Annotated in this window: 25 protein-coding genes and 1 pseudogene; 12 read left to right on the top strand and 14 right to left on the bottom strand. The window is 63.8% G+C overall.

Annotated features, from left to right (window positions below; all coding sequences use genetic code 11):
* Nucleotides 1–51 precede the first annotated feature (51 nt).
* Both ACX80F_RS14930 and arfB read right to left on the bottom strand, forming a co-directional pair.
* Nucleotides 52–372, bottom strand: a pseudogene (locus ACX80F_RS14930) (right-handed parallel beta-helix repeat-containing protein); the annotation flags it as partial.
* Nucleotides 373–384: 12 nt separating this feature from the next.
* Complete coding sequence (gene arfB / locus ACX80F_RS14925; RefSeq protein WP_459337184.1) at nucleotides 385–807, bottom strand: alternative ribosome rescue aminoacyl-tRNA hydrolase ArfB; 423 nt, start codon at nucleotides 805–807, stop codon at nucleotides 385–387.
* 551 nt (nucleotides 808–1,358) lie between these two features.
* Between arfB and ACX80F_RS14920 the strand changes: the two genes are divergently transcribed.
* Complete coding sequence (locus tag ACX80F_RS14920; protein ID WP_459337183.1) at nucleotides 1,359–1,628, top strand: hypothetical protein; 270 nt, start codon at nucleotides 1,359–1,361, stop codon at nucleotides 1,626–1,628.
* A 39-nt stretch (nucleotides 1,629–1,667) separates the two neighbouring features.
* On the opposite strand, the gene ACX80F_RS14915 is transcribed toward ACX80F_RS14920, so the two are convergent.
* A complete protein-coding gene (locus ACX80F_RS14915) occupies nucleotides 1,668–2,321 on the bottom strand; it encodes a DUF3105 domain-containing protein (protein WP_459337182.1) in 654 nt (217 codons plus the stop codon).
* A 372-nt stretch (nucleotides 2,322–2,693) separates the two neighbouring features.
* Here ACX80F_RS14915 and ACX80F_RS14910 point away from each other — a divergent pair, with 372 nt between their 5' ends.
* Nucleotides 2,694–2,912, top strand: coding sequence for a DUF808 family protein (locus ACX80F_RS14910; RefSeq protein WP_459337181.1), 219 nt, complete (start codon nucleotides 2,694–2,696; stop codon nucleotides 2,910–2,912).
* A gap of 126 nt (nucleotides 2,913–3,038) precedes the next feature.
* The gene (locus tag ACX80F_RS14905; RefSeq protein ID WP_459337180.1) at nucleotides 3,039–3,497 is read left to right on the top strand and encodes a DUF4307 domain-containing protein; all 459 of its coding nucleotides are present in this window, start codon (nucleotides 3,039–3,041) and stop codon (nucleotides 3,495–3,497) included.
* A gap of 173 nt (nucleotides 3,498–3,670) precedes the next feature.
* On the opposite strand, the gene ACX80F_RS14900 is transcribed toward ACX80F_RS14905, so the two are convergent.
* The 6 genes from ACX80F_RS14900 to ACX80F_RS14875 all read right to left on the bottom strand — a co-directional run bounded on the left by ACX80F_RS14900 (nucleotide 3,671) and on the right by ACX80F_RS14875 (nucleotide 11,286).
* A complete protein-coding gene (locus ACX80F_RS14900) occupies nucleotides 3,671–6,088 on the bottom strand; it encodes a DUF3488 and transglutaminase-like domain-containing protein (RefSeq protein WP_459337179.1) in 2,418 nt (805 codons plus the stop codon).
* Between the two features lie 580 nt (nucleotides 6,089–6,668).
* The gene (locus tag ACX80F_RS14895; protein ID WP_459337178.1) at nucleotides 6,669–7,199 is read right to left on the bottom strand and encodes a DUF3093 domain-containing protein; all 531 of its coding nucleotides are present in this window, start codon (nucleotides 7,197–7,199) and stop codon (nucleotides 6,669–6,671) included.
* A gap of 259 nt (nucleotides 7,200–7,458) precedes the next feature.
* Nucleotides 7,459–9,057 carry a cytochrome c biogenesis protein ResB gene (gene resB / locus ACX80F_RS14890; protein ID WP_459337208.1) on the bottom strand — a complete coding sequence of 533 codons (1,599 nt, stop codon included), beginning with the start codon at nucleotides 9,055–9,057 and terminating at the stop codon, nucleotides 7,459–7,461.
* A 127-nt stretch (nucleotides 9,058–9,184) separates the two neighbouring features.
* Nucleotides 9,185–9,850 carry a TlpA family protein disulfide reductase gene (locus ACX80F_RS14885; protein WP_459337177.1) on the bottom strand — a complete coding sequence of 222 codons (666 nt, stop codon included), beginning with the start codon at nucleotides 9,848–9,850 and terminating at the stop codon, nucleotides 9,185–9,187.
* Nucleotides 9,851–9,996: 146 nt separating this feature from the next.
* Entirely contained in the window at nucleotides 9,997–10,746 is a 750-nt protein-coding gene (locus tag ACX80F_RS14880; protein WP_459337176.1) for a cytochrome c biogenesis CcdA family protein, read from the bottom strand.
* Nucleotides 10,747–10,950: 204 nt separating this feature from the next.
* On the bottom strand, nucleotides 10,951–11,286 hold the full coding sequence (locus tag ACX80F_RS14875) for a hypothetical protein (RefSeq protein WP_459337175.1): 336 nt from the start codon (nucleotides 11,284–11,286) through the stop codon (nucleotides 10,951–10,953).
* A gap of 366 nt (nucleotides 11,287–11,652) precedes the next feature.
* Here ACX80F_RS14875 and cmtR point away from each other — a divergent pair, with 366 nt between their 5' ends.
* The 4 genes from cmtR to ACX80F_RS14855 all read left to right on the top strand — a co-directional run bounded on the left by cmtR (nucleotide 11,653) and on the right by ACX80F_RS14855 (nucleotide 14,427).
* The gene (cmtR, locus tag ACX80F_RS14870) at nucleotides 11,653–12,012 is read left to right on the top strand and encodes a Cd(II)/Pb(II)-sensing metalloregulatory transcriptional regulator CmtR (RefSeq protein ID WP_459337174.1); all 360 of its coding nucleotides are present in this window, start codon (nucleotides 11,653–11,655) and stop codon (nucleotides 12,010–12,012) included.
* A complete protein-coding gene (locus ACX80F_RS14865) occupies nucleotides 12,009–12,617 on the top strand; it encodes a cadmium resistance transporter (protein ID WP_459337207.1) in 609 nt (202 codons plus the stop codon). Before cmtR ends, ACX80F_RS14865 begins: the two co-directional genes overlap by 4 nt.
* A gap of 87 nt (nucleotides 12,618–12,704) precedes the next feature.
* The gene (gene lspA / locus ACX80F_RS14860) at nucleotides 12,705–13,223 is read left to right on the top strand and encodes a signal peptidase II (RefSeq protein WP_459337173.1); all 519 of its coding nucleotides are present in this window, start codon (nucleotides 12,705–12,707) and stop codon (nucleotides 13,221–13,223) included.
* A gap of 226 nt (nucleotides 13,224–13,449) precedes the next feature.
* Nucleotides 13,450–14,427 carry an arsenic resistance protein gene (locus tag ACX80F_RS14855; RefSeq protein ID WP_459337206.1) on the top strand — a complete coding sequence of 326 codons (978 nt, stop codon included), beginning with the start codon at nucleotides 13,450–13,452 and terminating at the stop codon, nucleotides 14,425–14,427.
* 172 nt (nucleotides 14,428–14,599) lie between these two features.
* Here ACX80F_RS14855 and ACX80F_RS14850 read toward each other — a convergent pair whose 3' ends face one another.
* The 5 genes from ACX80F_RS14850 to ACX80F_RS14830 all read right to left on the bottom strand — a co-directional run bounded on the left by ACX80F_RS14850 (nucleotide 14,600) and on the right by ACX80F_RS14830 (nucleotide 18,049).
* Nucleotides 14,600–15,232, bottom strand: a complete 633-nt coding sequence (locus ACX80F_RS14850; protein ID WP_459337172.1) for a methyltransferase family protein — start codon at nucleotides 15,230–15,232, stop codon at nucleotides 14,600–14,602.
* Between the two features lie 72 nt (nucleotides 15,233–15,304).
* Nucleotides 15,305–15,949, bottom strand: coding sequence for a vitamin K epoxide reductase family protein (locus ACX80F_RS14845; RefSeq protein WP_459337171.1), 645 nt, complete (start codon nucleotides 15,947–15,949; stop codon nucleotides 15,305–15,307).
* Between the two features lie 29 nt (nucleotides 15,950–15,978).
* The gene (locus ACX80F_RS14840) at nucleotides 15,979–16,680 is read right to left on the bottom strand and encodes a DsbA family protein (protein ID WP_459337170.1); all 702 of its coding nucleotides are present in this window, start codon (nucleotides 16,678–16,680) and stop codon (nucleotides 15,979–15,981) included.
* A gap of 104 nt (nucleotides 16,681–16,784) precedes the next feature.
* A complete protein-coding gene (locus ACX80F_RS14835) occupies nucleotides 16,785–17,705 on the bottom strand; it encodes a cation transporter (RefSeq protein WP_459337169.1) in 921 nt (306 codons plus the stop codon).
* The gene (locus tag ACX80F_RS14830) at nucleotides 17,705–18,049 is read right to left on the bottom strand and encodes an ArsR/SmtB family transcription factor (protein ID WP_459337168.1); all 345 of its coding nucleotides are present in this window, start codon (nucleotides 18,047–18,049) and stop codon (nucleotides 17,705–17,707) included. Before ACX80F_RS14830 ends, ACX80F_RS14835 begins: the two co-directional genes overlap by 1 nt.
* 1,008 nt (nucleotides 18,050–19,057) lie before the next feature.
* Here ACX80F_RS14830 and ACX80F_RS14825 point away from each other — a divergent pair.
* The 5 genes from ACX80F_RS14825 (at nucleotide 19,058) to ACX80F_RS14805 (ending at nucleotide 22,985) form a co-directional block, all read left to right on the top strand.
* Complete coding sequence (locus ACX80F_RS14825; protein ID WP_459337167.1) at nucleotides 19,058–19,909, top strand: YcnI family copper-binding membrane protein; 852 nt, start codon at nucleotides 19,058–19,060, stop codon at nucleotides 19,907–19,909.
* Nucleotides 19,910–20,029: 120 nt separating this feature from the next.
* Nucleotides 20,030–20,599, top strand: a complete 570-nt coding sequence (locus ACX80F_RS14820; protein ID WP_459337166.1) for a copper resistance CopC family protein — start codon at nucleotides 20,030–20,032, stop codon at nucleotides 20,597–20,599.
* Nucleotides 20,600–20,741: 142 nt separating this feature from the next.
* Entirely contained in the window at nucleotides 20,742–21,530 is a 789-nt protein-coding gene (locus ACX80F_RS14815; protein ID WP_459337165.1) for a hypothetical protein, read from the top strand.
* A 49-nt stretch (nucleotides 21,531–21,579) separates the two neighbouring features.
* Complete coding sequence (locus ACX80F_RS14810; protein WP_459337164.1) at nucleotides 21,580–21,999, top strand: ArsR/SmtB family transcription factor; 420 nt, start codon at nucleotides 21,580–21,582, stop codon at nucleotides 21,997–21,999.
* Between the two features lie 107 nt (nucleotides 22,000–22,106).
* The gene (locus ACX80F_RS14805; protein WP_459337205.1) at nucleotides 22,107–22,985 is read left to right on the top strand and encodes a cation diffusion facilitator family transporter; all 879 of its coding nucleotides are present in this window, start codon (nucleotides 22,107–22,109) and stop codon (nucleotides 22,983–22,985) included.

The following is a 22,985-nucleotide window of genomic DNA, read 5'->3' as shown; positions in this document are numbered from 1 at the left end:
AACGTTCTGGGTCAGGTAGACGGGTCCCAGTTATCGAGCATGAGGGAGTGCCTAGGAACTGAACGTGGGTGTGGCCCTGACGACGTTGACAGCCCTGTCGGCTACGACCTGGGCGTCGGTTCCCGAGTCGAGGATCGTGTTCCGGGTTGATCAGGCGTCGACCATGACGGTTGTGACGGCCCGATCAGCAGATGCCTCGGCACTCAGCAGGGCGTCCACTTGTGCCTCGAAGCAGGAGTCACTCGACGTGGAGTGTACGTCCAGCGCCGCAGCGTGGTTGGTAGAGGCGAGGTTGCCTGCCCCCGAGGCCAGCCGGATGATCACCGGCGTCGCACCTGCCGGTCGGATGTTTTGTACGTCGATAATCTGGGAGATCGTGAGTCGTTACTCGTTGATGGGCCGTCGGCGTTGCCGCTTAGTCGCGGATCGCTGCTGCTTGTAAGCAAAACGGCGACGTTCCGAGCCGCGCGTGGGACGCGTCGCGCGGCGCAGAGGGGGCGGAGGGGTTAGTGCGGCAGCCACAATTTCGCGGAGCGCCTTGAGAGCGATCTCGCGGTTACGCAACTGGGACCGCTGCTCCGACACCGTCACCGTGACCGCACTCGAGCCAGAGGCTTGGGCGAGTTGGTGAACGATTCGCATCCGTTGCTCATCGGTTAGCGCCGACGACTCCGATGCCATCCAGGTGAGTTGCACCCGACTGTCAGAGGTGTTGACGTGCTGCCCGCCCGGCCCGGACGACCTGGAGAACTTCCACCGCAATTCGGTCGCCGGAATGATCAAGTCCGACGTCACTTCAAGATCCACGCAGTAAGCGTGGCACGCCAGGTGTGTCTGGCGGCAGTCGTCGACTACTCGACGTCGTTCCGTCAACGACTTGACCGTGCACGGCAGCGACCGCGCCGCTCTGCGACCGGCGGCTGTACCGTCGCTCGGAGAAGCTTCCCAGGAATTCGTCATCGGATGCACCGATAATCTATCTTACGTCCACTAATGTTGACGCAGCCCAGTTGGAACCAGACTGGTATCGGGCTGCTGCCGGCCTGCCTGTTACGAATGCTGCGGTGAGTCAGCGGGCCCAACTTTGTTGACCGACGCAGTGCGGGTGTCGCTCACTAATCGCCACACGTAATTATGCAGACAGTGTCTGCATAATCTAGCCCGTCAGTCGGAGTCGATCTCGAGCGCAGTAACGATGGCTTCGAGTGAGGGCTGATTAAGGGAGCTTGAGTGGAGACCACTTCCGAAGCCCGACTTGAGCCCACCACCCCGCAGGACGACTCGTCAATGAACTAACCGCACTTTTCCTTGAGCCCGCGGGGTACCGTGTGAGTCTTCACTCGCGTTTAGGGGTAGTGATGAGGAATTTGTCGGCTCGGAGACTCGCGATCGCTGCTGCCGCTACGGCTATTTTCGCCATCGTCTTGTATGTCGGCGCGACGATCGCGTCGAGGATCGAATACAACATGACAGAAGCGGCAGCGCTACCTGTCGACGGTCCACCGGCAGCAATTTTGATTGTCGGCACTATTGGCATGCTTTTGGGTGCCGCTGCGCTAGTTCTGCTGCTTGCAGCACTGATACTTCACAAGGCGACTGGGCAGAAGGCAACCGGAACAGCCCAATAGCGACCCTTGGGCAGTGCAGCTAGCTGAGACAGATGGGCCTCAGGAGACCTGTCCTGCTGGCGTGATTCCGCCGGAGCAGGTCGCACCGGGTTCGCGGGTCTGTTCGCCTTGGATGTACTTGTCGAGGAAGGTGCCGAGCCGCGCGTCGTCGGCGGCGTCGACCGTCAGTTGCAGTCCCCACGCGCTGGCGGCGATCGGGGTGTCGAGGCCCGGGTAGGGGCTGAGCAGCACGTGGGACCGCGTTCCGACAAGGCTGGTCAACCTATCGATTTCTCCCTGTCCGATGTCTGGGTTGTACATGAGCCACACGGCGCCGTGCTCCATCGAGTGGACCGAGTTCTCGTTCGGGACGGGCTCGGTGTAGACGCCGCAGTTAGTCCAGACAGGGCTGTGGTCACCACCCACAGGAGGCGACTGCTCGTACTGGACGGCGCTCTCGACGTGGTCGAAGGTGACGTCGGGATACTCTTCGATGCCTTCAATGGGTTGTGAGGCAGCAACATCCCGGTCGCGGTTCACCTGGACCTGGTTCACGATCACGAGGGTCACCGCGATGATGACAGCGAGGATCACGGCGCCGATGCCCCCGAAGATCAGGGCGTTGCGTTTACGTTCACTGGCACGCTGCTTGGCTTGGATGGCGGCCAGGCGCGCCTGGCGGTCCTGGTTCTCCTGAGACCGTTTCTTGTTCAACAAAATGCCCTTCGATATGTGAATCGCCGCAGGCAGCGGCCGCAGCTCACAACGTATGCCCTGAACCAATGTACCGGCGGGCTTACCCGACCCGTGAAACGGCGGCTAACGTCGTAGGGGATGTATCGCCCATCTGCCTCGGCCCGGCTCTTCGCGGCTTGCTTTGTGTCCATCACCGAAGATGAGCTGCGCCGCTCACTTTGATGCCGAGACTTAGTTGCCGAGCCTCAACACTAGGCTGCGTCCCGGCAACCGCTGGCCTCCCCCGCGGAGGGGCTGCCCGCCACCATATAATCTAGGCATGCCGATCACTCGCCCCTCGTACGGCATTTACGCCAGTCGTTCTTCCTCGAGCAGCGTGGGGGTCGTCCTGTGAGCGGCGGTCTCGTCGCCCTGCTCGACGACGTCGCAGCGATCGCCCGCATCGCGGCCGCCTCGGTGGACGACGTCGCCGCCGGCGCTGCCAAGGCGGGAACGAAGGCCGCGGGCGTGGTCATCGACGACGCCGCCGTCACCCCGCAGTACGTGTCAGGGGCCGATCCGTCGCCTGAGCTGCCGATGATCAAATATGTGGATCGACACATGCTGTGAAGTGAATGGGCCCGCTTCGAAATCGAAGCGACCCGAGTATGTATATGTTCAAAAATTAGCTGAGAAACTGGAGAAAATGACTGTCAGACGCATGCCTGCACCTTCGGCAATCAATACGTTATTGGCATGGCACATCAGGGCTCCAGCGTGAGCGCATCGCCTGCCGCTCAGCGTGGCACCGCAGACACCCGGTACGGGCGATCTGGTGCCCGGTTATCCGGACGGACCAAGCTTATTCTTTTAGCCAGTCTTCTGATACTCGCAATCATCACTGCAGGGTTTCTGTCTATGACGAGCGCGGAGCCCGTAAGTAGTAAGGATGTGGGGTTCAACGTTGAGCAGGATGGCTTTGCATCTGTTGATTTCGAAGTAATCAAGGATCCGGGAGTGACTGCGCAATGCGCCGTTCAGGCGTTGAGTGAGAACTACGCGGTCGTTGGCTGGAAAATTGTCGATATCAGCGCGAACACAGTAAATGAGGGCGCTGATAAGGGGCGGTCCACTGCCCATCGAGTGCAGCTGCGGGTGGACTCACCGGCTGTAAGCGGCGGAGTAAATTCATGCTGGCTGGTAGAAAATTCCTGATTAGTTATGACCTTTCCAGAAGTTCCGCCGGTGGCGGGGCCAGGAGCGTCGATCAGTCTCGCCGCCAGCCCTTGTCACGCCAGTGACGATGACGCAATCTCAAAGTTGGCAGGCCTCGGCAGTCAGGAGTAAGGCTCGCCGCACGTCTCTACCGCCTGGTCCAAGCCATACCCTTATCGGCGGGGGTCGTACCGAAAGCGGTTGAGCAGCGATTGGGGAAAGAGGCGTGCTTTGAGACGGGTGGACCAAGGGCTGCCGCGACGAAGTGCCCGCGTGACGGCATGGACGTCTTCCCAGCGGGGGACCGTCACTGAGCGCGCAAGTGTGACTGGTGGCTGGGCTCGGGCACTCCGTCCTGTTCTGCTCTTGGGACCGTGGTTAGAGTATTCCTCGTGCTCGTAGGCGGTCCTGAGCCGCGAAAGAGACGTTGCGGGCTCACCCCTTAGCGAGGCGTCCCTAGCAAGGCGTTGAGCGAATGTGCGGGGGGTGTCCGTGGGGTCCAATGGATAGCCGTAGTCGCCGGCGATCTCCGTCGTTTCCGCCCAGGCCGCGGTCGCCGCTCCATGGCTGGTACCGTCGATGTCCGTGACGAGGGACCGTCGTCGGGCTTTGGTCCGCGCCGTCCTCAGGAGCAGCGGACAGAGTGTGAGTACTGCGACGCCAGCGACGGCCAAGAGCACCAAACCGGGCCCCGCATTATTTTGGGGCCCTGCCGACTGTGTGCCGTCATCAGCGTCGGACGGTTGAGTCGCGGTGCCGGTCTGGCCATTCGCGCCGGGTAGTTCGCCGGGGTTGAGGGCGTCGGTGTCGTCTGCTCGCGGGCCGACGGGAGCAAATGCCTGCTGCGCATAGGTGGGCACGACACCGCGGGACGGGGTCGGTTCGAACTGGACCCAGCCCACGCCTTCGAAGTACAGCTCCGGCCAGGAGTGGGCGTTGCGAGAATCAACGACGAATTCGCGCAGTTCGGTCCCGCCGGGACCCTCCGTAGTGTTGCCCGTGGGGCTGCCCGGGGTGTAGCCGATGGCCATCCGGCTGGGGATTCCCGCCGCACGCGCCATGACCGCCATGGTGCCCGCGTAGTGCACGCAGTACCCGGACTTCGCCTCAAGGAACCGCGCCATGACGTCCATGCCGCTGCCGTCGTATCCGCCGTCCACCGGTGCGTCCACCGAGTAGGAGAAGTCGGGGCCGCGCAGGTAGCTCTGGATGGCCATGGCCTTGTCATACGGGTTGACGAACTCACTCGTAACTTCTTCCGTCGTTGTACGCACGATGTCGGGAGTATCCTCCGGCAGTTCGGTGAACACCTCGGAAACGGTGTCGTCGTCGGAGGGCCCGATGGCGCCGAGCCTCTCGCGCGTGAGCTCTGCGGCGCGGCTCTGCACGAGGTACTCCTGGCGTGCCGTGGATCCGCCGTCGGTGGCGAGGATGGAGAGGTTCACAGGATCCCAGGCCCAGTTACCGGTCAGGTTCGTGATTTCCACCGGCGCGTAGGGCGAGAGCAGCCAGGGGCTGGAGTAGCTCTGCGTGGTGACGCGGGTGAACACGGTGGTGCCCGCCGGCGCGGTCTCCGGGGCCCCATCCTCGGCGCCGATCTCCGCGACGCCGTCCTGGCGGTCCTCGAGCCTCTGGTCGGGCTCCCAGCGCCGGCCGCTGAAGTCCTCGAGGGTGACGGCCCGCAGGTACAGGGGGGCATCGGAGTTGGTAAAGTACGCGATCCGCCCGAAGCCCGTGGGGTTGCGGAGGTCGTTGCCGAGCGTCACCGCGGGATTCAGGCCGGTCGAGTTACCCCATACGTTGAGCCGGGCGCCCTGGGGGAAGGCGCCGGAGTTGAAACCGGGCACGATCATCGGCAGGACCACGGTCACGGCGAGGGCAGCCGAGCCGATGATTGCGCTGCGCGCGGCGAAACCCGATGAGGCCCTGGCCCCACCGGACGCGAAGCGATTCTCGCGCCACTGCGCGGTCACGAGGAGCAGCAGGAACGCGAGGGCCGTAGTGAGGAACGCGGCCATCCCTACACCGTTGGGCTTCACGACCGCCGGGGTGATCAGGATGGTAAAAAGCCCGAGACCGCTGGCCGCGGGCATACGCATGGTGGTGGATAAAAGGTCGACGATGATGGCGACGAGCCCCAGTGCGGCGCACATGATCAGGATGATGCCGGCGCCCGGCAATACGGGGGCCACCTGCGAGACGACGGTCTCCTCGGCTTGGGCGAGGAGTCGCTGGAGCTCGAGCGCGGTGCCGGGCCCCGGGATGACGCCCAGGATGCTCTGCCGCGGGACGAACTGCGCGGTCAACGCCCCGATCAGGGCGAGGAGACCCACGAGGGCCGTGAGCGCGCCGTTCAGGCGTAGCGTCCGGGTTAGCGCCATGGCGAGCAGCACCGGGAAGAGCGTCCCGAGGACGGGCAACAGCCATGTCCAGGGCTCGACGACGCCGTTGAGCCCCGTGGCCGCGGCGAGTACCGCGAGCAGTGAGACGGCAGAGACGGCCCAATGCCACGGATCAGCAGACGGCGCCGGCCGTCGCGGCGAAGGTGCGGGCCCTGCGGCAGGTGCGGGGCGGGAAAGTGTTGACGTCATGCCGTTCCCCTATGAGTGGAACCGCGGCTAGACCGGGTTAGCTCCAACGGGCCGGCTTCGGCGGAAAAGCGGTCCTGATGAAGTGCGTCCCGCCAGTACTGTGCGCCCAAGGATCGATCGACACCGACGACGGCACCGATTATGGCATCGTCCTCCCGCCCATTATCAGCAGCTAGGCGCACCGGCCATGCCCCTATCATTCCAAGGATCGCGATGCGCGACCATCGATCAGAGAGCGAGCTACTCAAGAAGACCATCGATGACCGCCGGTCTCGCAGGAAAATGGGTAAGGAACGGATGCGGTTACCGCTTCGGCAACAACCATCATCTAGTCCGGTCGAGAACAAGGAACCGGGCCATCAACTTAACCCGGATCCACAGTGAGAAGTTCCATCAATTCCGCCCTCGCTCATCTGCCGGTCGTGTCCCGTTCTCTCGCGCATCCGGGTACGGGGCTGTAGGAAACTCATTGTCGATGCCTACACTGCCCTTGTCATCCCTAAGATCTGACGCTAGCCGTTCTTCGTCAGAAGGTAGGCGGGGGAACTAGCTCTCGAGCCGAGTTCATACCGGATTCAGATCAGCTTGAACGGTCCTGTTCAGACTGAAAACGGGTGTCATTCAGGGTTCGGCTAAGCACCTGCGGCTGACGGGAAGAGAAGAGCCAGTAGGGTGTCTCGTCCTCCTCGTCTAATACTTCAACGCGGACTACTCCGTCGATCCACCCGCGGATGCAGAGATAGGCCAGGCCATGCAAGCGAGTACCCCGCTGTGCTGTGGCATTCTCACCGACGGCACCCTGGGCTCGACCCAAATACTGTCGCTCGATGGTTGCTCGTCCCACACGTACTTCTGCATGTGTCACGCGGATCGTGGGCGTTGAGGTGAGGAGCGCGAAGACCAAACCAGCCAAGGTCAGCACGGATGCGACGACGCCGGTCAGCATATCGATGGGCGCGAAGACGACGGCAGGAACAAAAGCTAGGCCGACCGTGATGAACCAGATCCAGAAGCTCGGGTAGAGGCGCTCTTCGTACAGGACCCCGTCCTCCTGGGCCGGGGATTTGGTGTTATGTGCAGTGCGGTCGGGGGTGTCGTACGGCTGATTCATGGGTGCGGTCCGGTCTGTGTGGTGGATGGCGGTGCGTGGCGCCTTGGGGCTTCCGGGGGCTGTGTAGTCAGGATGATTCCGAAGATGAACAGCAGGGCGGCGGCCGGGTAACCGGTCGCTACATCCCACAGGGCAGGCATGTGGGGTTGGCGTTGCGGCAAACTGATCAGGAGGTGGACGACGCCGGTCACGAACCCGAGGGCGATCAGGATCGGCCCGACGAATCGTCGAGTTTTCGTGGTGCCAGGTGTCCTGGCGGTCATTTGTGCTGCGGGGTATCAGGTGGGGGCACGAGTTTCCCGGCCTCGTGGGGTGGGGTGAGGCCCCAGTGGGACGACAGTGCTTGTTCGAGTCTGGCGGCTTCGTTGTGTAGGCCCGGGTCTTCTCCTCGCGCGAGAAGTGCGTACTCGAGGGTGGTGCATCCCTCTGGTGTTGCACTGGCTTTGATCCATGCGCGACGACGCGCGGTCATGAGCGAGAGGATGAGGCCGGTCAGGGCGAGAGTGGAGAAGATCAGGGCGCCGATCTTGCCCGGGTCGTAGGTGATGTCGAGGGCAACGAAGCGCTTCAGGTCGTCGAACGTGATGGATCCTCGTCCCTCGGGCAGCTCGTAGGTTTGCCCAGGCTCGAGCACGATCCCGCCTGCGTCCAGGTCCCGCCCATTGAGTTGAGTCAGGTCCGTGGTGTCCAGTTGGTACACGGACCGCGGCGTCCCATCGTCCAGGCCGAGATCCCCGTAGTAGGAGTTGAGGTTCAGCCGTGGGTTGAAGGGGTCCGGGTCGGATCCAAAAGCGAGACCTTCGTCATTCACGACGGCGGTCGGCAGGAAGAAACCGACGAATCCGAGCTGGTCAGGATTCGCGTCGGGTGCCTTGATAACGATCGTCGATGTGTAGGCGGAGTCCGTGGGTTGGGCTGGGACGGGGCCGGAGAAGGCGACATTTCCTTCCCCGTCGCGGATCTCGACGACGGGGGCGTATCCGTTCCCGACAAGATACACGTTGGTGCCGCCGATGCCGATGGGGGCGTTGACCTTCAGAATCCGGTCCTCAGCGGGTTGGTCGGGGCTTTCCTGCACGGTCATTCGGGCGGTGAAGTCTAGGGGTTGACCGTAGGTGGCTGGATCGTCCCGGTTGAAGCGGACATCGAAGTCGTCCAGGGTCAGCGCGAAGGGAGTGAGGGTGTCGGGGTTGAAGTTGGTGCCGGGGGAGAAGGAGTCGTAGCCGATGAGTGCGTTGGTGAAACCTTCTCCTTCGACGATGAGTTTCTGTCCCCGGTAACCGAATATCCCGCCGATAGCGACGGATATCAGCACGCCGATGAGAGCTGTGTGGAACAGCAGGTTCCCTGCTTCCTTCATGAAACCCCGCTCAGCACCCACTGACGGTGTGGTCGTGTCTGCGTCGCGGATGTCGACCCTGTATCGGAGCTTCCGCAGGATCGCTGCGGCGTCCCTGATGGCCGTGGCCGGGTCGGGGGCAGGCGTTGATGCGCCGCCACCGTTCAGGACGATGCTCCCGTGTTGGGGGAGGCGTAAGAACCGGCGGGGGGTGCGTGGAGGCGCTGAGCGCAGTGCTTTCAGGTGAGCTTTGGTGCGGGGGAGGACGCATCCGACGAGGGACGTGAAAAGGAGGAGGTAGATCGCCGAGAACCAGACCGAGGAGAAGACATCGAACATTTGCAGCCGGTCAAGCCAGGGACCCGTGTCGGGGTTGTCCTTCAGGTACTGGGTGACGACAGCAGGATTGGCTCGGCGTTGCGGGAACAGGGACCCGGGTACGGCGGCCACGGCCAGCAGCAGCAACAACTGCAGGGCTGTCCTCATGCTGGTGAGCTGCCGCCACACCCAGCGGAGCATTTCACCGGCGCTCAGACTGGACACCGAGATATCGGATGTCTGCGCCGGCCTCGTATCAAGACCTCGGTCAGGTGCTTGATCAGCTGCTGGGGCTGGAGCGTGGTCGGGTGCCTGTCCGGGTGTGGGATCAGCTGGCATCGTCGGCTCCCGCCGTCGTCGACGGTGCAGGTGCTGTGGCGGGGCTACCTTCCGCGAGTGCGTCTGCGATCAGGGTCTTCAAGGTGCTTTCGTCGGCGACGCCGAGGATGCGGGCACTGACACGCCCCTGCCGGTCCAGGACCAGGGTTGTGGGCACGGCCTGCGGTGGAACATAGCTGGTGAGGCTGAGGAGCAGCTTCCCGTCGCGGTCCACGAAACTGGGATAGGTGATGCCGAAGTTCCGTTCGAACGCCTCGGCCGTGGGCTTCTCGTCGCGGACGTTAATGCCATAAAACTTCACGCCCTCGGATGCGAAGGAGGTGCTCAGTGTCTGCAGCATGGGCGCTTCGACCCGGCAGGGAGCGCAGGCCGCGTACCAGACGTTCAGGACGACGACGTCGCCTGCCCATTGGCTGGAGTCGACAGTCGTTCCGTCGAAAAGCTCACCCGCGATGTCCACGGGTTCGCTCCGGGAACCGGGAGCGTACTCGGCGACCGACCCATCACCGGCAACGTAGTTCTTGTTGTCGCCGGCATCGGCCTGCTCGGCAAGGGAACTGTTCTGCGCCGAGCATCCGGTGATGAGCAATGTCACTACCACCAGCAGGGCTACGAGGCTCGACGCGTGCGCGCGAAGCCGCGGACTACGCGGCATTGACGCATCCCACACGCTCGCACGCGGCGCGCACGGAGCCCCTGGTACGGGGGGTGGAGTTCGGTGGGTGCGGGTGGGAGCACTCATGGGGCGATCTCTTCTCGATCGTGGTGTGCGCGGGGGAGGGGACGCGTTCGGCGGAAGCATCAGACGGGGGTGAGGAAGGTTCCTGCGAGGTTCTGGAGTTGGTAGATCCACAGCATCCAGACGCCGGTCACCATGAGGACTCCGACCGCGACGAGCAGTGCGCCGCCGATGAGGTTGAAGACGCGGATGTGGCGTCGAACAAAGGACAGTGCGGTGGTAACCCATTGCACTCCAAGCGCAACGAGAATGAACGGTATGCCAAGGCCCAGGCAATAGACGAAACCCAGGAGCGCCCCGCGCCACGCCGTGCCGGTGGTGGTGCTCAGGGCCAGGACAGCGCTGAGGGTGGGGCCCATGCACGGCGTCCAACCCAGACCGAAAACGACACCGAGCAGGGGCGAGCCGGGGACGGCGGCGCGGGGTCGACACAAAATCTTTGGGGTCCGATGGAGGAACGATAGCCGGCCGACCAGCGCCAAGCCCATCACGATGACGAACACTCCCAGGACCCGGATCAGGGGGTCCTGCCAGCGGAGAAGCCAGGAACCGATGACACCGAACGCGGCACCGTAGAGGGTGAAAACGAGGGCGAAGCCGAGGATGAACAGGGCCACCCCGGTCAGCAGTCTGCGCCGATTATCCGGGCGGCCTGGTTCTGCCAATCCGGAGACATAGCCCAAATAACCGGGGATGAGCGGCAGGATGCAGGGGGAGAGGAAGGACACGAGCCCTGCGATCATCGCCAGCGGTATCGCGGCCAGCAGCGCCCCGGACTGGACGCCGTCTGCAAAGTATTCGCCGATGGTCATCAGTGGTGTACCGGCCCGGCCGCGGTGGTCGCCGGGCAGGCATGGGTTTGCGGGTGATGCGGGGAGGTCATGGTTGTGGTCCTTGGAACGCGGCAGCACACGGCAAGAAAGCGTGAGGGCACCGCGCGAGAGATAGGCGGGGCTCGTCCGGCAGTCGTAGAACCTGGCGAAGGAGTGAAGCGGTCTCGGGGGAGGCGCTGGATCCTAGATACGGCTGATCGACAGTTGCAGCAGGGAAACGTCGTCGGAGTGCAGAGGGGCCGCTACCGACGGTAGTAACTCACGCGTCCTGTCACCCGCGGGCAGGAAGAACATGGCGCGCAGACAATAAAGGCCAATGAGACCGGCTACGACGAGCACCATCGAACACAAGGCGGTCGCTACCAGATGCCCATCAGGACAAGCGGCAGCACACACATCTCCCAGGAGGGCGTCCTGACCAGAATCTGGCCCTAGAAAAGGGGACGGAGCCTGGTGAAGGACGTCGGCAGGTATCAGGGCTGCAGGAGAGGCGGATGCCTGCTGCGTGATGGTCGTCATGGAAGCAGCCTGGGTGGGTACGCCACTGCTGTCGGAGAGCGCGGGACCGGCCCACACATGCAGGATGGTGATGCCCAGTAGGAGAACGAGAACACGTAGGTGCCACCGGGCCGGTGAGGGAATGACGGAGGGATTCAAGAGCATCATCTGATGCATGACTCTCCCAACGCTGCTGCTACATCATTCGTTCTCAACGGGCTGACCTTGCCTCATTCTACCGGCGGGCGGTGACGGCCCCGGTCCAGCGGGCGTCCCTTGAGTACTCAGGCCAGGGCGTGCGGCCGAGCTCAGTGACGCGGCACACATGCGTCCGGTAACGAGCTGGCCCTCCTTTGCCGATTCAGCCATTCATGTATAGTACAGCGAGTGCTGACTCATGAACGACACCTCGATGTGATGAACAGGCTGGGACGGGCAATGGCCGATCCAACCCGGTCCCGTCTCCTGATGACCTTGCTCGATCACCCCGCGTATCCGGCGGACCTTGCCCGGGAGTTGGAGCTCACCCGGTCAAATGTCTCGAATCACCTTGCGTGCCTCCGGGACTGCGGAATCGTCGTCGCGCACTCCGAGGGCCGGCAGACGCGCTACCAGATCGCCGATCCACACCTGGCTAAAGTCCTGACCTCCCTGGTTGAAGTCAGCCTTGCGGTCAACGAGGGAGCGCCGTGTCTGGATGCTGGGTGCTCTCTGCCGGGTTGCCAAAATTCGGTGGTCACCGCGTGATTGTGTCCTCGGTTCTTGCAGCTATCGGTCTGTTCTTTCTCACCAACATCGATGACATCATCGTCCTCGCCCTGTTCTTCGCACGCGGGGCCGGACAACGAGGAACCACAGCCCGCATCCTCGGCGGACAGTACCTTGGATTCATCGGGATTCTGGGTGCCGCGGTGCTCGTTGCCCTCGGTGCGGGTGCTTTCCTTCCGGAGGGGGCCATCCCGTACTTCGGCCTCATACCCCTGCTGCTGGGACTTCGGGTCGCGTGGCAGGTCTGGCGCAACCGGGACAATGACGATAACGATGACGACGAGGCGAAGGTCGCCGGCAAAAAGGTCGGCGTCTGGACTGTCGCTGCGGTGACGTTCGCGAATGGCGGCGACAATATCGGGGTCTATGTCCCGGTATTCCTGAACGTAGGGCCGACCGCCGTCGTCGCCTACTGTGGGGTGTTCCTCGCCCTTGTGATCGTGCTCGTATGGCTCGCCAAGTTCGTGGCTACACGACCCCCCATCGCGGAAGCTCTCGAACGCTGGGAACACATCCTGTTCCCCGTCGTACTCATCGCTCTTGGCCTGTTCATCCTCATCAGTGGCGGAGCGTTCGGCCTGTGACGCCATGCATCCACCGCACCCGAAGGGGCGCTGAACCCTCCGTCAGATTGTTCACAGCGCGTCAGGCGGCAACAGGGGGAGCATCTGATGAGTGAAGACAACCTTGCTGCATCAACTGCGTCGAGAGCACGCAACAAAGTCCGGGCAGGGATGCTGCTCGGTTCCTTGATTCTGGCTGGTGCCGATCTCGCCGTGAAGGCCATCGTCGAGCTACAACTGCGTGAAGGCCAGACAATCGAGGGCGGACTCGTGGACCTCCGGCTGCACTTCAACCCGGGAGTCGCTTTCAGCTTCGGAGCCGATCTGCCGCCGATCGTCATCCTGCTCGGCACGGGAGCAATCATCGCGGGGCTGGCGTGGTATCTCTTGGCGTCGGCCGAGACATTGGGCCGCCTCGGCCAAGTAGGAGGGTCCCTGCTTCTTGGTGGGGCGCTGGGCAATTTCCTGGACCGGCTGGCCGGCGGTGGTGTGGTCGATTATCTTTACGTCGCTTGGTTCTCCACCTTCAACCTTGCCGATGTCTTCGTCTCCGTCGGTGTCGGGCTGTTGATCCTGGGAACCCTCTTCAGCACCCGCGGCCGCACCCCTGAGCCACGCAACCCCTAATGTTCCTGCCGAACGGTCTATGCGTCCGGCAGGAACTACTTAAGCATTTAGGGCAGTTCGGGTTGGGCTTACCAAAGCGTGGATAGTTTAGGAGACCCTGAGGCGTCAACCTAAGTTGACATAATCACGGTTATCGGTGATTGCAGCAACAGGTCACCGCGCTCCAGTGACCCTGCTGGTCGCGAGTGAGTGACACCTGCACGAGCTTTAGGCTTGAACCGTGACTATAGGACGCGTCGTGGCCGGGCTGGAGCGACACCAGATCCCTTTGTACCTGGCGGCTATTGTCATCGGCGGTCTTTTCGGCTGGCTGATCCCCGCGGCCGCGGAACCACTGGAAACTTCGATCAACCCGGTCCTGGGACTGCTTTTGTTCGCGACGTTCCTCAGTATCCCGTTCGCGAAGATCGGGCAGGCACTGCGCGATGGGCGGTTCATGACTACCGTCATGGGCCTGAACTTCCTCGTGGTGCCCGTCATCGTCTTCGGGCTCTCGCGCTTCGTCGCTCACGATCAGGCCCTGCTCATCGGGGTCATGATGGTTCTGCTCACCCCGTGCATCGATTACGTCATCGTCTTCTCGGGACTGGCCGGCGGATCCAACGACCGGCTTCTTGCCGCCGCTCCCCTGCTGATGCTCACCCAGATGCTGCTGCTACCGCTCTACCTGCTGATCTTCATCGGCCCGGACCTTGTGTCAGCCATCGAACCAAGACCATTCGTTGAAGCCTTGATCGTGCTGATCATCATTCCCCTCGTCGCAGCAGCACTCACCCAGCAGTGGGCCAGGCGCGCTCAGGCGGCGCGTCATCTCACCGCGCTGATGCAGAACCTCATGGTCCCCCTCATGATGCTGACCCTCGCGATCGTCATCGGCTCCCAGATAGTCGGTGTCGGTCAGGAACTAAGTTCACTGCTCACCGTCATCCCGATCTATGTCGCGTTCCTCATCATCATGGTCCCCGTAGGGATACTCGCCTCCCGCGCCATGCGACTGGACGCCGGCAGCACAACTGCCGTGGTCTTCAGCGGTGCGACTAGGAATTCCCTTGTCATCCTCCCCTTAGCTCTGGCGCTGCCGGAACCCCTGGCCCTAGTCGCGTTGGTTGTCGTGACGCAGACACTCATTGAACTCATCGGCATGATCACCTACGTCAAGGCACTCCCCAGGCTCATCCCAAGCCCCACTATCAGCGTCGTCTAACCCCGGCCGGCACTTCAGCTGCCCATCACCCGGGGCCGGTTCAAGTTATCTAGGGCTCGAATCAGGGGGGCAAAAGGTAGCCCCTCAGCCGCCGTACCGGTGGAGCGACCCGCTTCTCGTCCCCGCACGAATCTCGGGCAGCAGCGCAGTAACTGGTGAAGACGAGCAGGACTTAGTGCCGCGCGGTGTCATTTTTCTGGGCTCGGCCGATGCCTGGAAAGAACCGGCCGACCCTTGCGGTGTAGTCGGCGTAGGCACGCTGGTGGGTGCGTTTCAGGTAGGGCTCCTCGACCAACCGGACCTGAATTTCCACGGCAAGGAACAGACAGGCCAGGGCCGTAGCGCTGACCGGCGTAGGAACCATGAGCATGATTCCGGTCATCGCTGTGAGCATGGCGGAGAACACGGGGTTGCGGACTAGGGCGAACAGGCCGGTGGTAACGAGATCCGTGCGTTCGGTGACGTCGACGCCGATGCGCCACGAGGTGCCCATCCCGCTCTGGGCGGCGAGCGTGCCCAGGAACCCGCCCATGACGAGGATCATTCCGGCCCAAGCGAGACCGGACAGGTGAGGGGGCACGACGACGTCGGCAAGGGCCAGTGCCGGACCGGCCGCACCGAGCAGCATGGCTGCGACGAACAGGACGCCACCCCACCACTCGACCGACCCAGGTGTCCCGCTGATACCGCGGAAGCCGGTGGATCCGGTCTTGCGCCGGTGCATCCAGGACCTCACCCCGAACGTGGTGATGACACCGACGGTGTACAAGCCCAAAGCAAGGAGCGACGCTGTCTGCACTGACATGAGCGGCCTCAATTCCATCGACTACACGAGGTTGAAAGCGTCCTAAGGGGTGTTGTGGCGGTTGCAGGAGCCTTAGATGAAAACGTGGAGAAAGCGGAAGAACACGGAGGCGGCGACCGCAATGTAGGTCAGCACGATGACCGGTCCGACCCACGCTGCGAGGATGCGAGTAAGGCGGGCAGGTGCGGGGATGATGCCGTGGACCAGGTTGCGGACGGTGGTTAGGATGACCAGGGGAATCATCGCGGCCCACACGATCATGCAGTAGAGGCAGAGGATGTAGATGTCGAACAGGGCCTGGCTCCACAGCCAGGTCGCGAACACCGCACCGAGGGTGACGCCTGCCTGCAGGCCCATCCAGTACCAGCGGCCGAACCGGGCCCCGGCAAGCAGGGCCATACCGGTGGTGATGATGACCGTGAAGCCCACGAGCCCGATGAACGGGTTGGGGAACCCGAAGAGCTCAGACTGCCAGGTCTCCATCACCTGCCCGCAGGACACCCACGGATTGATATCACAGCTGGTGACGTGATCCGGGTTCCGGTACAGCTCGAGCTTCTCGAGGATCAGGATGCCGGCCGCGATCCACCCGACGACCCCCGTGACCACAAGCATGATGCCGAAGGGCACCCGGCGTGCGAATCCGGGTGCCGAGGCTACGTCATCCTGTGCGGGCTCTTGGGCCGAGGCGACTTCGTTCGTCGTTGGGTGCGACATGGTGGGGGGTCCTTCGCCGGGCGCCGTGATCAGTCCGCGATGGCGGTTTCGATGAGGCTGCGGAATTCCTCGAGCGTGGCCGGCTGGATCTTCTGGCCGTCGAGGAAAAACGTCGGTGTCCCCTCGACGTTCAGGGCCATGCCGTCGTTCTTGTCGATGTTCACGCGCTCCATGGTCGCGGGATCGGCGATCGCCGCGTCATAGGCGGCGAGGTCCAGGCCGAGGTCCTCGGCGTAGCCGCGGAAGACCGGCGACCGGTCCTCGTTGGTGTGGCTCCATTCGGTCTGCTTTTCATACATCAAGGCGTGCATCTCCTTGAACTTGTCCTGCTGTGCGGCGGCCTCGACGGCCGCGGCAGCGGTCTCGGAGTTCGGGTGGCCGGGTAGCGGGAAGTAGCGGGAGACGACCGTCAAGTTCTCCCCGTACTCCTCGGAAAGATCTTCCACCACCGGGTACGCGGCGAGGCAAGCTTCGCACTCGAAGTCGAGGAACTCGACCAGGACGGCCTTCTCGTCCGGCGCCTGGGATAGGCGGTGGCTGTCCTCACGCACAACCTCGGTTGCGGTAGTAGTCGTGCCAGTGGCCTGACTCTTGTCCTCACTGAGGGCGTTGAAGAGGATCACCAGACCGATGACGAGAGCGACAGCAGCAAGCAGGCCGATCACGATCCGGTTCTGCAGGCTCAGGCCCTTCTTCGCGTCAGGAGTCGTAGTTGGAGCGGGGGTCGGCACGGTGATGTCTCCTCGTTATGGAACTGCGTCGTCGTACTGGGCTCCCGGCGAAATGCAGGGAAACCGGTGGTGGATCCGGGTGAATCGGGGCTTACTCGGGTGCTCTAATCATGCGTGCAGCAGGCACAGGACGCCTTCGCCGGCGTTGACGCCGCCTCGGCTCCCGGGCCTGCTGGGGTAATTGCCCCAGCGCCGGGTCCTGCGGGCCGTGCCGTCAACGTCAACGGCGCAGCTCCCCCGGAAGTACTCGTTACTGAAGCGGTTGATCCTGTCGGGGTGTCAGTGCTGCAGCACGAGTCCGTGCCGCCGTCGGGCGTACTCCCACCGGTGTCAACGTTCCCGGCGGCGTCGAGGTTTCCGAAGGTCGGCGCGCAGCAGGAGTCGCCCTTCCACGCCTCAAGGCCTTCCTTGACGGCGACGGCAGCGATGACCAGGGCGGCGATCGGGTCGGCCCAGGACCAGCCCAAGGTGCTGTTAAGCAGCAGACCCACCAGCAGGACCCCGGACAGGTAGGTGCACAGCAGGGTCTGCTTGGAATCTGCGACAGCAGACCGAGACCCGAGTTCCCGGCCAGCCCGGCGCTGCGCCCAGGACAGGAACGGCATCACGGCAAGGCTCACTGCGGCGAGGATGATCCCGACCATGGAGTGCTGGGGCTCGGATGCGCCGAGCAGGGTCCGGACGGCGTCGAAGGTCACGAACGCGGCGAGCCCGAAGAACGAGAACGCAATCAGGCGCAGTGCGGTCTTCTCGCGTGCTTCCGGGTCGCGGCCGGCGAACTGCCAGGCCACAGCCGCCGCGGACAGGACCTCGACGATCGAGTCCAAGCCAAAACCGATCAGTGCGCTCGAGGACGCGATCCTGCCCGCGCTGATCGCGACGACCGCTTCGATGATGTTGTACGTGATCGTCGCGGCAACGAGAAGCCGAATGCGACGGGACAGGACCGCGCGCCGCCCCGTAGTCGGGGCCGGGGGTGCCGGTCGCACCGATTGCACCGGTGCGGGTGAAGTGTGGGAGCTCATCAGCAGCAAGCCTTCCCTGCAACATGGTTCGCCGTAGAGGTGCAGCAGCATTCGGTGTCAGCGACGGCGACAACGTCCAAGAGGGCGGTCAACGCGATGCCAAGCTTCCTGTCGGCCAGCTCATATCGGACTCGACGGCCCTCAGGGACAGCAACGACCAGGCCGCAGCCCCGCAGACAGGTCAGATGATTCGACAGGCTCTGCCTACTCACGCCGGCCAGCTCGGCCAGGTCGCTGGGGTAGGCGGGCCCCTTCCGAAGGGTCAGCAGCACCTGCGCACGGGTCGGATCCGACAAGGCGTACCCGAACTTCGCGAGCACAGCTGGCTGCAGCAACGTTTCCATTCCTAGATAATACATCGTCATGTGTATCGATGGTGGGTGGGACACGGGGTCAGGGACATGCCTGACCTGTCGACGCGTCGATGGGGCATCGGGACGCCGATTCCGGTCACACCGGTACCGTCAGCTTCTGGTTGGAATATGCCGTCGAGGGGCGGTCCGCAAAGCGGTTCGGAACGAAGAGACAGCACCGGCCAGCAATGGTGTGGCGGTAGTGTCAAGAGCGCAAGAATGAGCGATGGGACGAGGAGGGACGGCGGCATGCAGGTCACCGCTCCAGCACGCTTTGTCCGGTCCGTGATCGTGACGTCCTGCATGATGTCCCTCGCGCTCGGCGCGCATGTAACAGGTCGAGGTTCTTTGCCCGCGTGGCCCCTGCTCGTTGGGCTGGCACTGTTCGCCCTGATGCCAGTTGCCTTTCTGGCCGGACGCCGGCTTTCCCTCCCCGTTCTGAGTGGTCTGCTCGTGGGCGGTCAGGTCCTGTTGCATCATGCATTCGAGATGCTCTCGGGCCCGGCATCCTGCGCACCACAGGGCGTGCATGGCGCCGGAGCGGATCATGCAGCCGCCATGATGCAGTGCTCACTCGTCGAGTCGACGTCCGGGCATCTAGTCCCGCACCTGGTCGACAGTGGTGCGGCTCCGGTCATGGTGATCGGACACCTGCTAGCTGTGGTCGTAATGGTGTGGGTCCTCTCCCGCGGTGAGAACGCTTTCTGGTCTGTCCTGGCCTGGCTGCGCCCCCTCATCGGGCCGCCCATAACGGCGCCAGTGATCGGGCGTCCACAGTTGGCCGAATACGCCGAACGGCCTGTCGCTCCCCCCGCCCGACGGAATGTGCCGCGCGATGTGCGACGAGGCCCCCCACATCTCACGCCCCGGAGAGTGGCACTCGGCTGATCGTTCGTGCATGCACGTGATCGGTCGGTTGCCTGCGCAACCCCTTCAACCCATCACGGCTCAGCGCCCGCGACCCCACCTGTCGCAGAGGCCCACGAAAGGCACACCATCATGCACGCTTCACGCACCACCGTCCTGCCCACCGGCCCGTCCGCCAACGATGCCGCTCCTACCCGCACAGGCACCGTTCACCGGGCAGGGCCTGCGAGCCGCCCTGCCCGCCGGACTCTGCGCAGTATCACCGCACTTGCTGCGACGTCGGGCCTGCTGCTCGCCGGCGCCTCCGCCGCATCCGCCCACGTAAGCGTCGACCCGGCGTCGACGACGGAAGGCGGCTATTCCCAGTTGACGTTCAGCGTCCCCAGCGAGTCGACCGACACCACCACGAACAAAATCGAGGTCGCACTTCCCACCGAAACACCGTTCACCTCCGTGCGGGTGAAGCCCGTCGAGGGATGGACCTCCGAAGTGATTCGGGGCGACCTGCCCGAGTCGGTTGAGGTCAACGGGGCAACACTGACCGAGGCGCCGTTGACCGTGATCTGGACAGCCAACGACGAGGAGCACCAGCTCACCGCCCAGCAGTACCAGACGTTCTCGCTCTCCGTCGGAACACTGCCGGAGGCCGGCACCACGGTCGAGCTCCCCGTCACCCAGTCCTACGCAGATGGGACCGAACGCGTCTGGGACGAACCGGCCATCGAAGGCGAGGAGGAACCAGAGAACCCGGCACCGTCCTTCATCACGACTGCGTCCGAGGGGACGGACTCCCACGGTGCGGCCAGCGCCGAAGCCACCGACGAAGCGGCGGCAGGCACCAGCGAGGTCGAGCCTGAACAGGCAGCCGCGACGACCGACACCTCGGGCACCACCCTCGGTTGGATCGGACTGAGCACCGGTGTCCTGGGACTCCTGGTCGGCGCCCTGGCCCTTGCCCGTACCCGCGGTCAGCGCCAGAACTAACGACGCGCAAGAACGGGGTGGGTGCCGCAGGAACGGCACCCACACCGATCCTGCCTGGAAGGAACAGTCATGACACCACGACCACGCACCACCGCCCCTCGACTGGGCTTCTTCGCACGGATGGCAGCTCTCGTTCTGGCCTCTACCCTGCTGCTGCTGGGGCCGGTCAGTGCGGCGACAGCGCATGATGGGCTCGCCACCAGCTCCCCCACAGCCGACTCGACTGTTGACGTGGCGCCCGCTGAAGTCGTCCTCACCTTCACCAATCCGCCCTCTGGTATCGGAGCGGACATCATCGTCACCGACAGCACTGGTATCAACTGGTCAGAAGGCTCCGCCCGGGTGGTGAACAATACGGCGATTCAACCCCTGAGAGCAGGTGCGCCAGCCGGCACCTACACCGTGCAATGGCGGGTGGTGTCCTCCGACGACCACCCCATCGAAGGGACCTACTCCTTCACAAGCAATACCGCTCAGACCGGATCCGCTGGCAGTGTCGAATCACCAACAGGTGGGCCAAACACTCCAGGCGCAGAGACGGAGGACGCTCCTTCCGCGTCGCCGCAGGCCGCCGACCCTGCCGGTACCTCCACCGGGCTGCCGGACTTCGTCATCTACCTAGCCATTGGCGGCGTCGTCATCGCGGTCATCCTGGCGCTGCTCACGCGGCGCCTCCTCAACAAACGGTAGTAAGCCCACTCAACCGATCGCAGACGCCTGCTCCCGTGTCGCCCGTGGTACGGAAATGGGGAGCAGGCGTCAGAGGGCATCCCCGGACGATCAGCGCGCAGCATTCCCCCACCCGCATCACTGCCTGAAGGTCACTCACCCCGTGAACATCGAAATTCTCTTCGCCCACACCGACCCCGCAATGGTGGAGCTCCAACAACGGACCGAACGGTCCCTGGCAGACCTCGCGCCCTACGCGAATATCACCCTCGTGAAAATCGGCGGTCGGAAAGCCCCGTCCAGGCCTGTGCCCCGGAACCTGCCCGCCCTCCTCATCGAGAACACGATCGTTCCGACTGATCCCTCAGAAGCGTCGACTTCCGCCGCCCCGACCATCGCCACCCCAGCTGCCGCAACGAGCCCGTCCGAGCACAGGATGTCCATCCCCGCACGTCCGATCCCAAGTCAGCAGCAGATCACCACGCATCTTGCCCAGGCACTGCTCACCGCCGGCCCGGGTGCCATCACACTGCCCTTGGCCCACCGCAGAATTGTGGGCATCGCACTGCTGCTCATGCTCACCGGCGCGCTGTCCTCTCAATTCCTTGCTCTCGGCCCGGCGCTCACCTTCACCGGCCTGCTTCTGCTGCCCATCGGGCTGGCGACTAACGGAACGCGATCCCGCCGGCAACCACTGATGTTCCTAGCGTCCGCGGCCGCGTGCGCCAGCGCGGTCCTCCTCCTGTGGTACTTCGGACCGCTGCTCCTCAGCGACACGGACTCCGCGACTCCTCCTGCCTCCGCCCTCTTCTACGCAGCACTGGCCTGCCTGTGCATCGCTTGGGCGGCCGCCCTCACCGCGCTCCTGGCACGCCGGCGCCTGCGACAGCAGCTGAAGAACCGGTTACTGCAACAGATCACCGACCCATCGAGGACGCCACCGGAAAGGTGATCCGACATCCCGCCTTGATCTAATCGCTAGTTAACGATATAAACGTTATATGGCGATCAATTATGAGATGCACCAACACGAGGATGTAGCCCGCATCTTCCGGGCATTGTCCGAGCCTTCCCGGCTGACGCTGATCCACTGTCTTGCCGACGGCCCGCATCGGGTCGGTGAGCTTTCGGCTCACCTCGGCCTTGCGCAATCGACAGTCTCGGCGCATCTGGCACTGCTTAAAGAAGCGGGGCTGGTCGCAGCGACTCCCGACGGGCGAGCAACCCTGTACCGACTGGCCCATCCCGGCCTCGATGATCTCCTGCACGCCGGTGAACGCCTCGTCACCCCGGGAACTCAAGACGCCTCCCACCAGGGCCACCACGGCGACAACCCGTTGACGCCCGCCCCGGACGTTGTGTCTGCGGGGCGCCGGACCACAGAAGCAGCCGCTCTCCCGGGTCCAGCGGTGTCGGCATGAGCGCCGGACCCGGCAGCCGGTCCGGACATGCCGGTCATGATGATGACCGGGGTGCTGGCGGGAGCGGCGGCAAGAGTGCCGGGGGCGGGCATGGACACTCCCATGGCCTGACAGCGGGAGGCGCCCATCGGGGCCGGCTCGTCGCTGCCCTGGCCATCACGCTTTCGGTCATGCTGATCGAGGTGGTCGGCGCCGTGGTGTCCGGATCCTTGGCCCTGCTGGCTGACGCCGGTCACATGCTCAGTGACTCCTTTGGCCTCGCTATCGCCATCTTCGCCACCTGGCTGTCGGCGCGTCCGGCAACGGAACGCCGCACCTTTGGGTGGAAGCGGGTGGAGGTCCTCGCCGCCCTCGTCAACGGCCTCGTCGTCGGCGTCATCGGCGTTCTGATGCTGGTCGAAGGAACGAAGCGCTTCCTTGCGCCGGTTGAGGTCGAAGCCCCCATCATGCTGATCGCGGCAACTCTGGGGCTGATCGCGAACTTCTTTGCCCTGCGGCTGCTCATGGGCGGGCAGAAGGAAAGCCTCAACGTCCGCGGCGCGTACCTCGAGGTCCTGGGCGACATGCTCGGATCGATTGCTGTGATCGTCGCAGCCCTCGTCATCCAGCTCACCGGGTTCGCACGCGCCGACGGCCTGGCAAGCATCGCTATCGGAATCCTGATCCTCCCCCGCGCCTATAGTCTTCTCAAGGCCGTCGTCCTGGTGCTCCTGGAAGCGACACCAGAGGAAACCGATCTTGCCGAGGTGCGCCAGCACATGGAAGAAGTACCCGGCGTCGTCCTCGTGGACGACCTGCACGCCTGGACAATCACCTCAGGCCTGCCAGCACTGACTGCGCACGTGCAGATCGACACTGATGCCTTCACCAGCGGCCGCGCCGAGCAGATCCTCGCCGAGCTCAACGCGTGCATCAGCGAGCATTTCGACATCCGACACTCCACCCTGCAACTCGAGCCGGCCACAGGCCGCCACGACCACTGCTAA

Source organism: Arthrobacter sp. TMS2-4 (assembly GCF_054511075.1).
The sequence above is the reverse complement of the archived record's forward strand: the minus strand, read 5'-3'. Positions and strand labels throughout refer to the sequence as shown.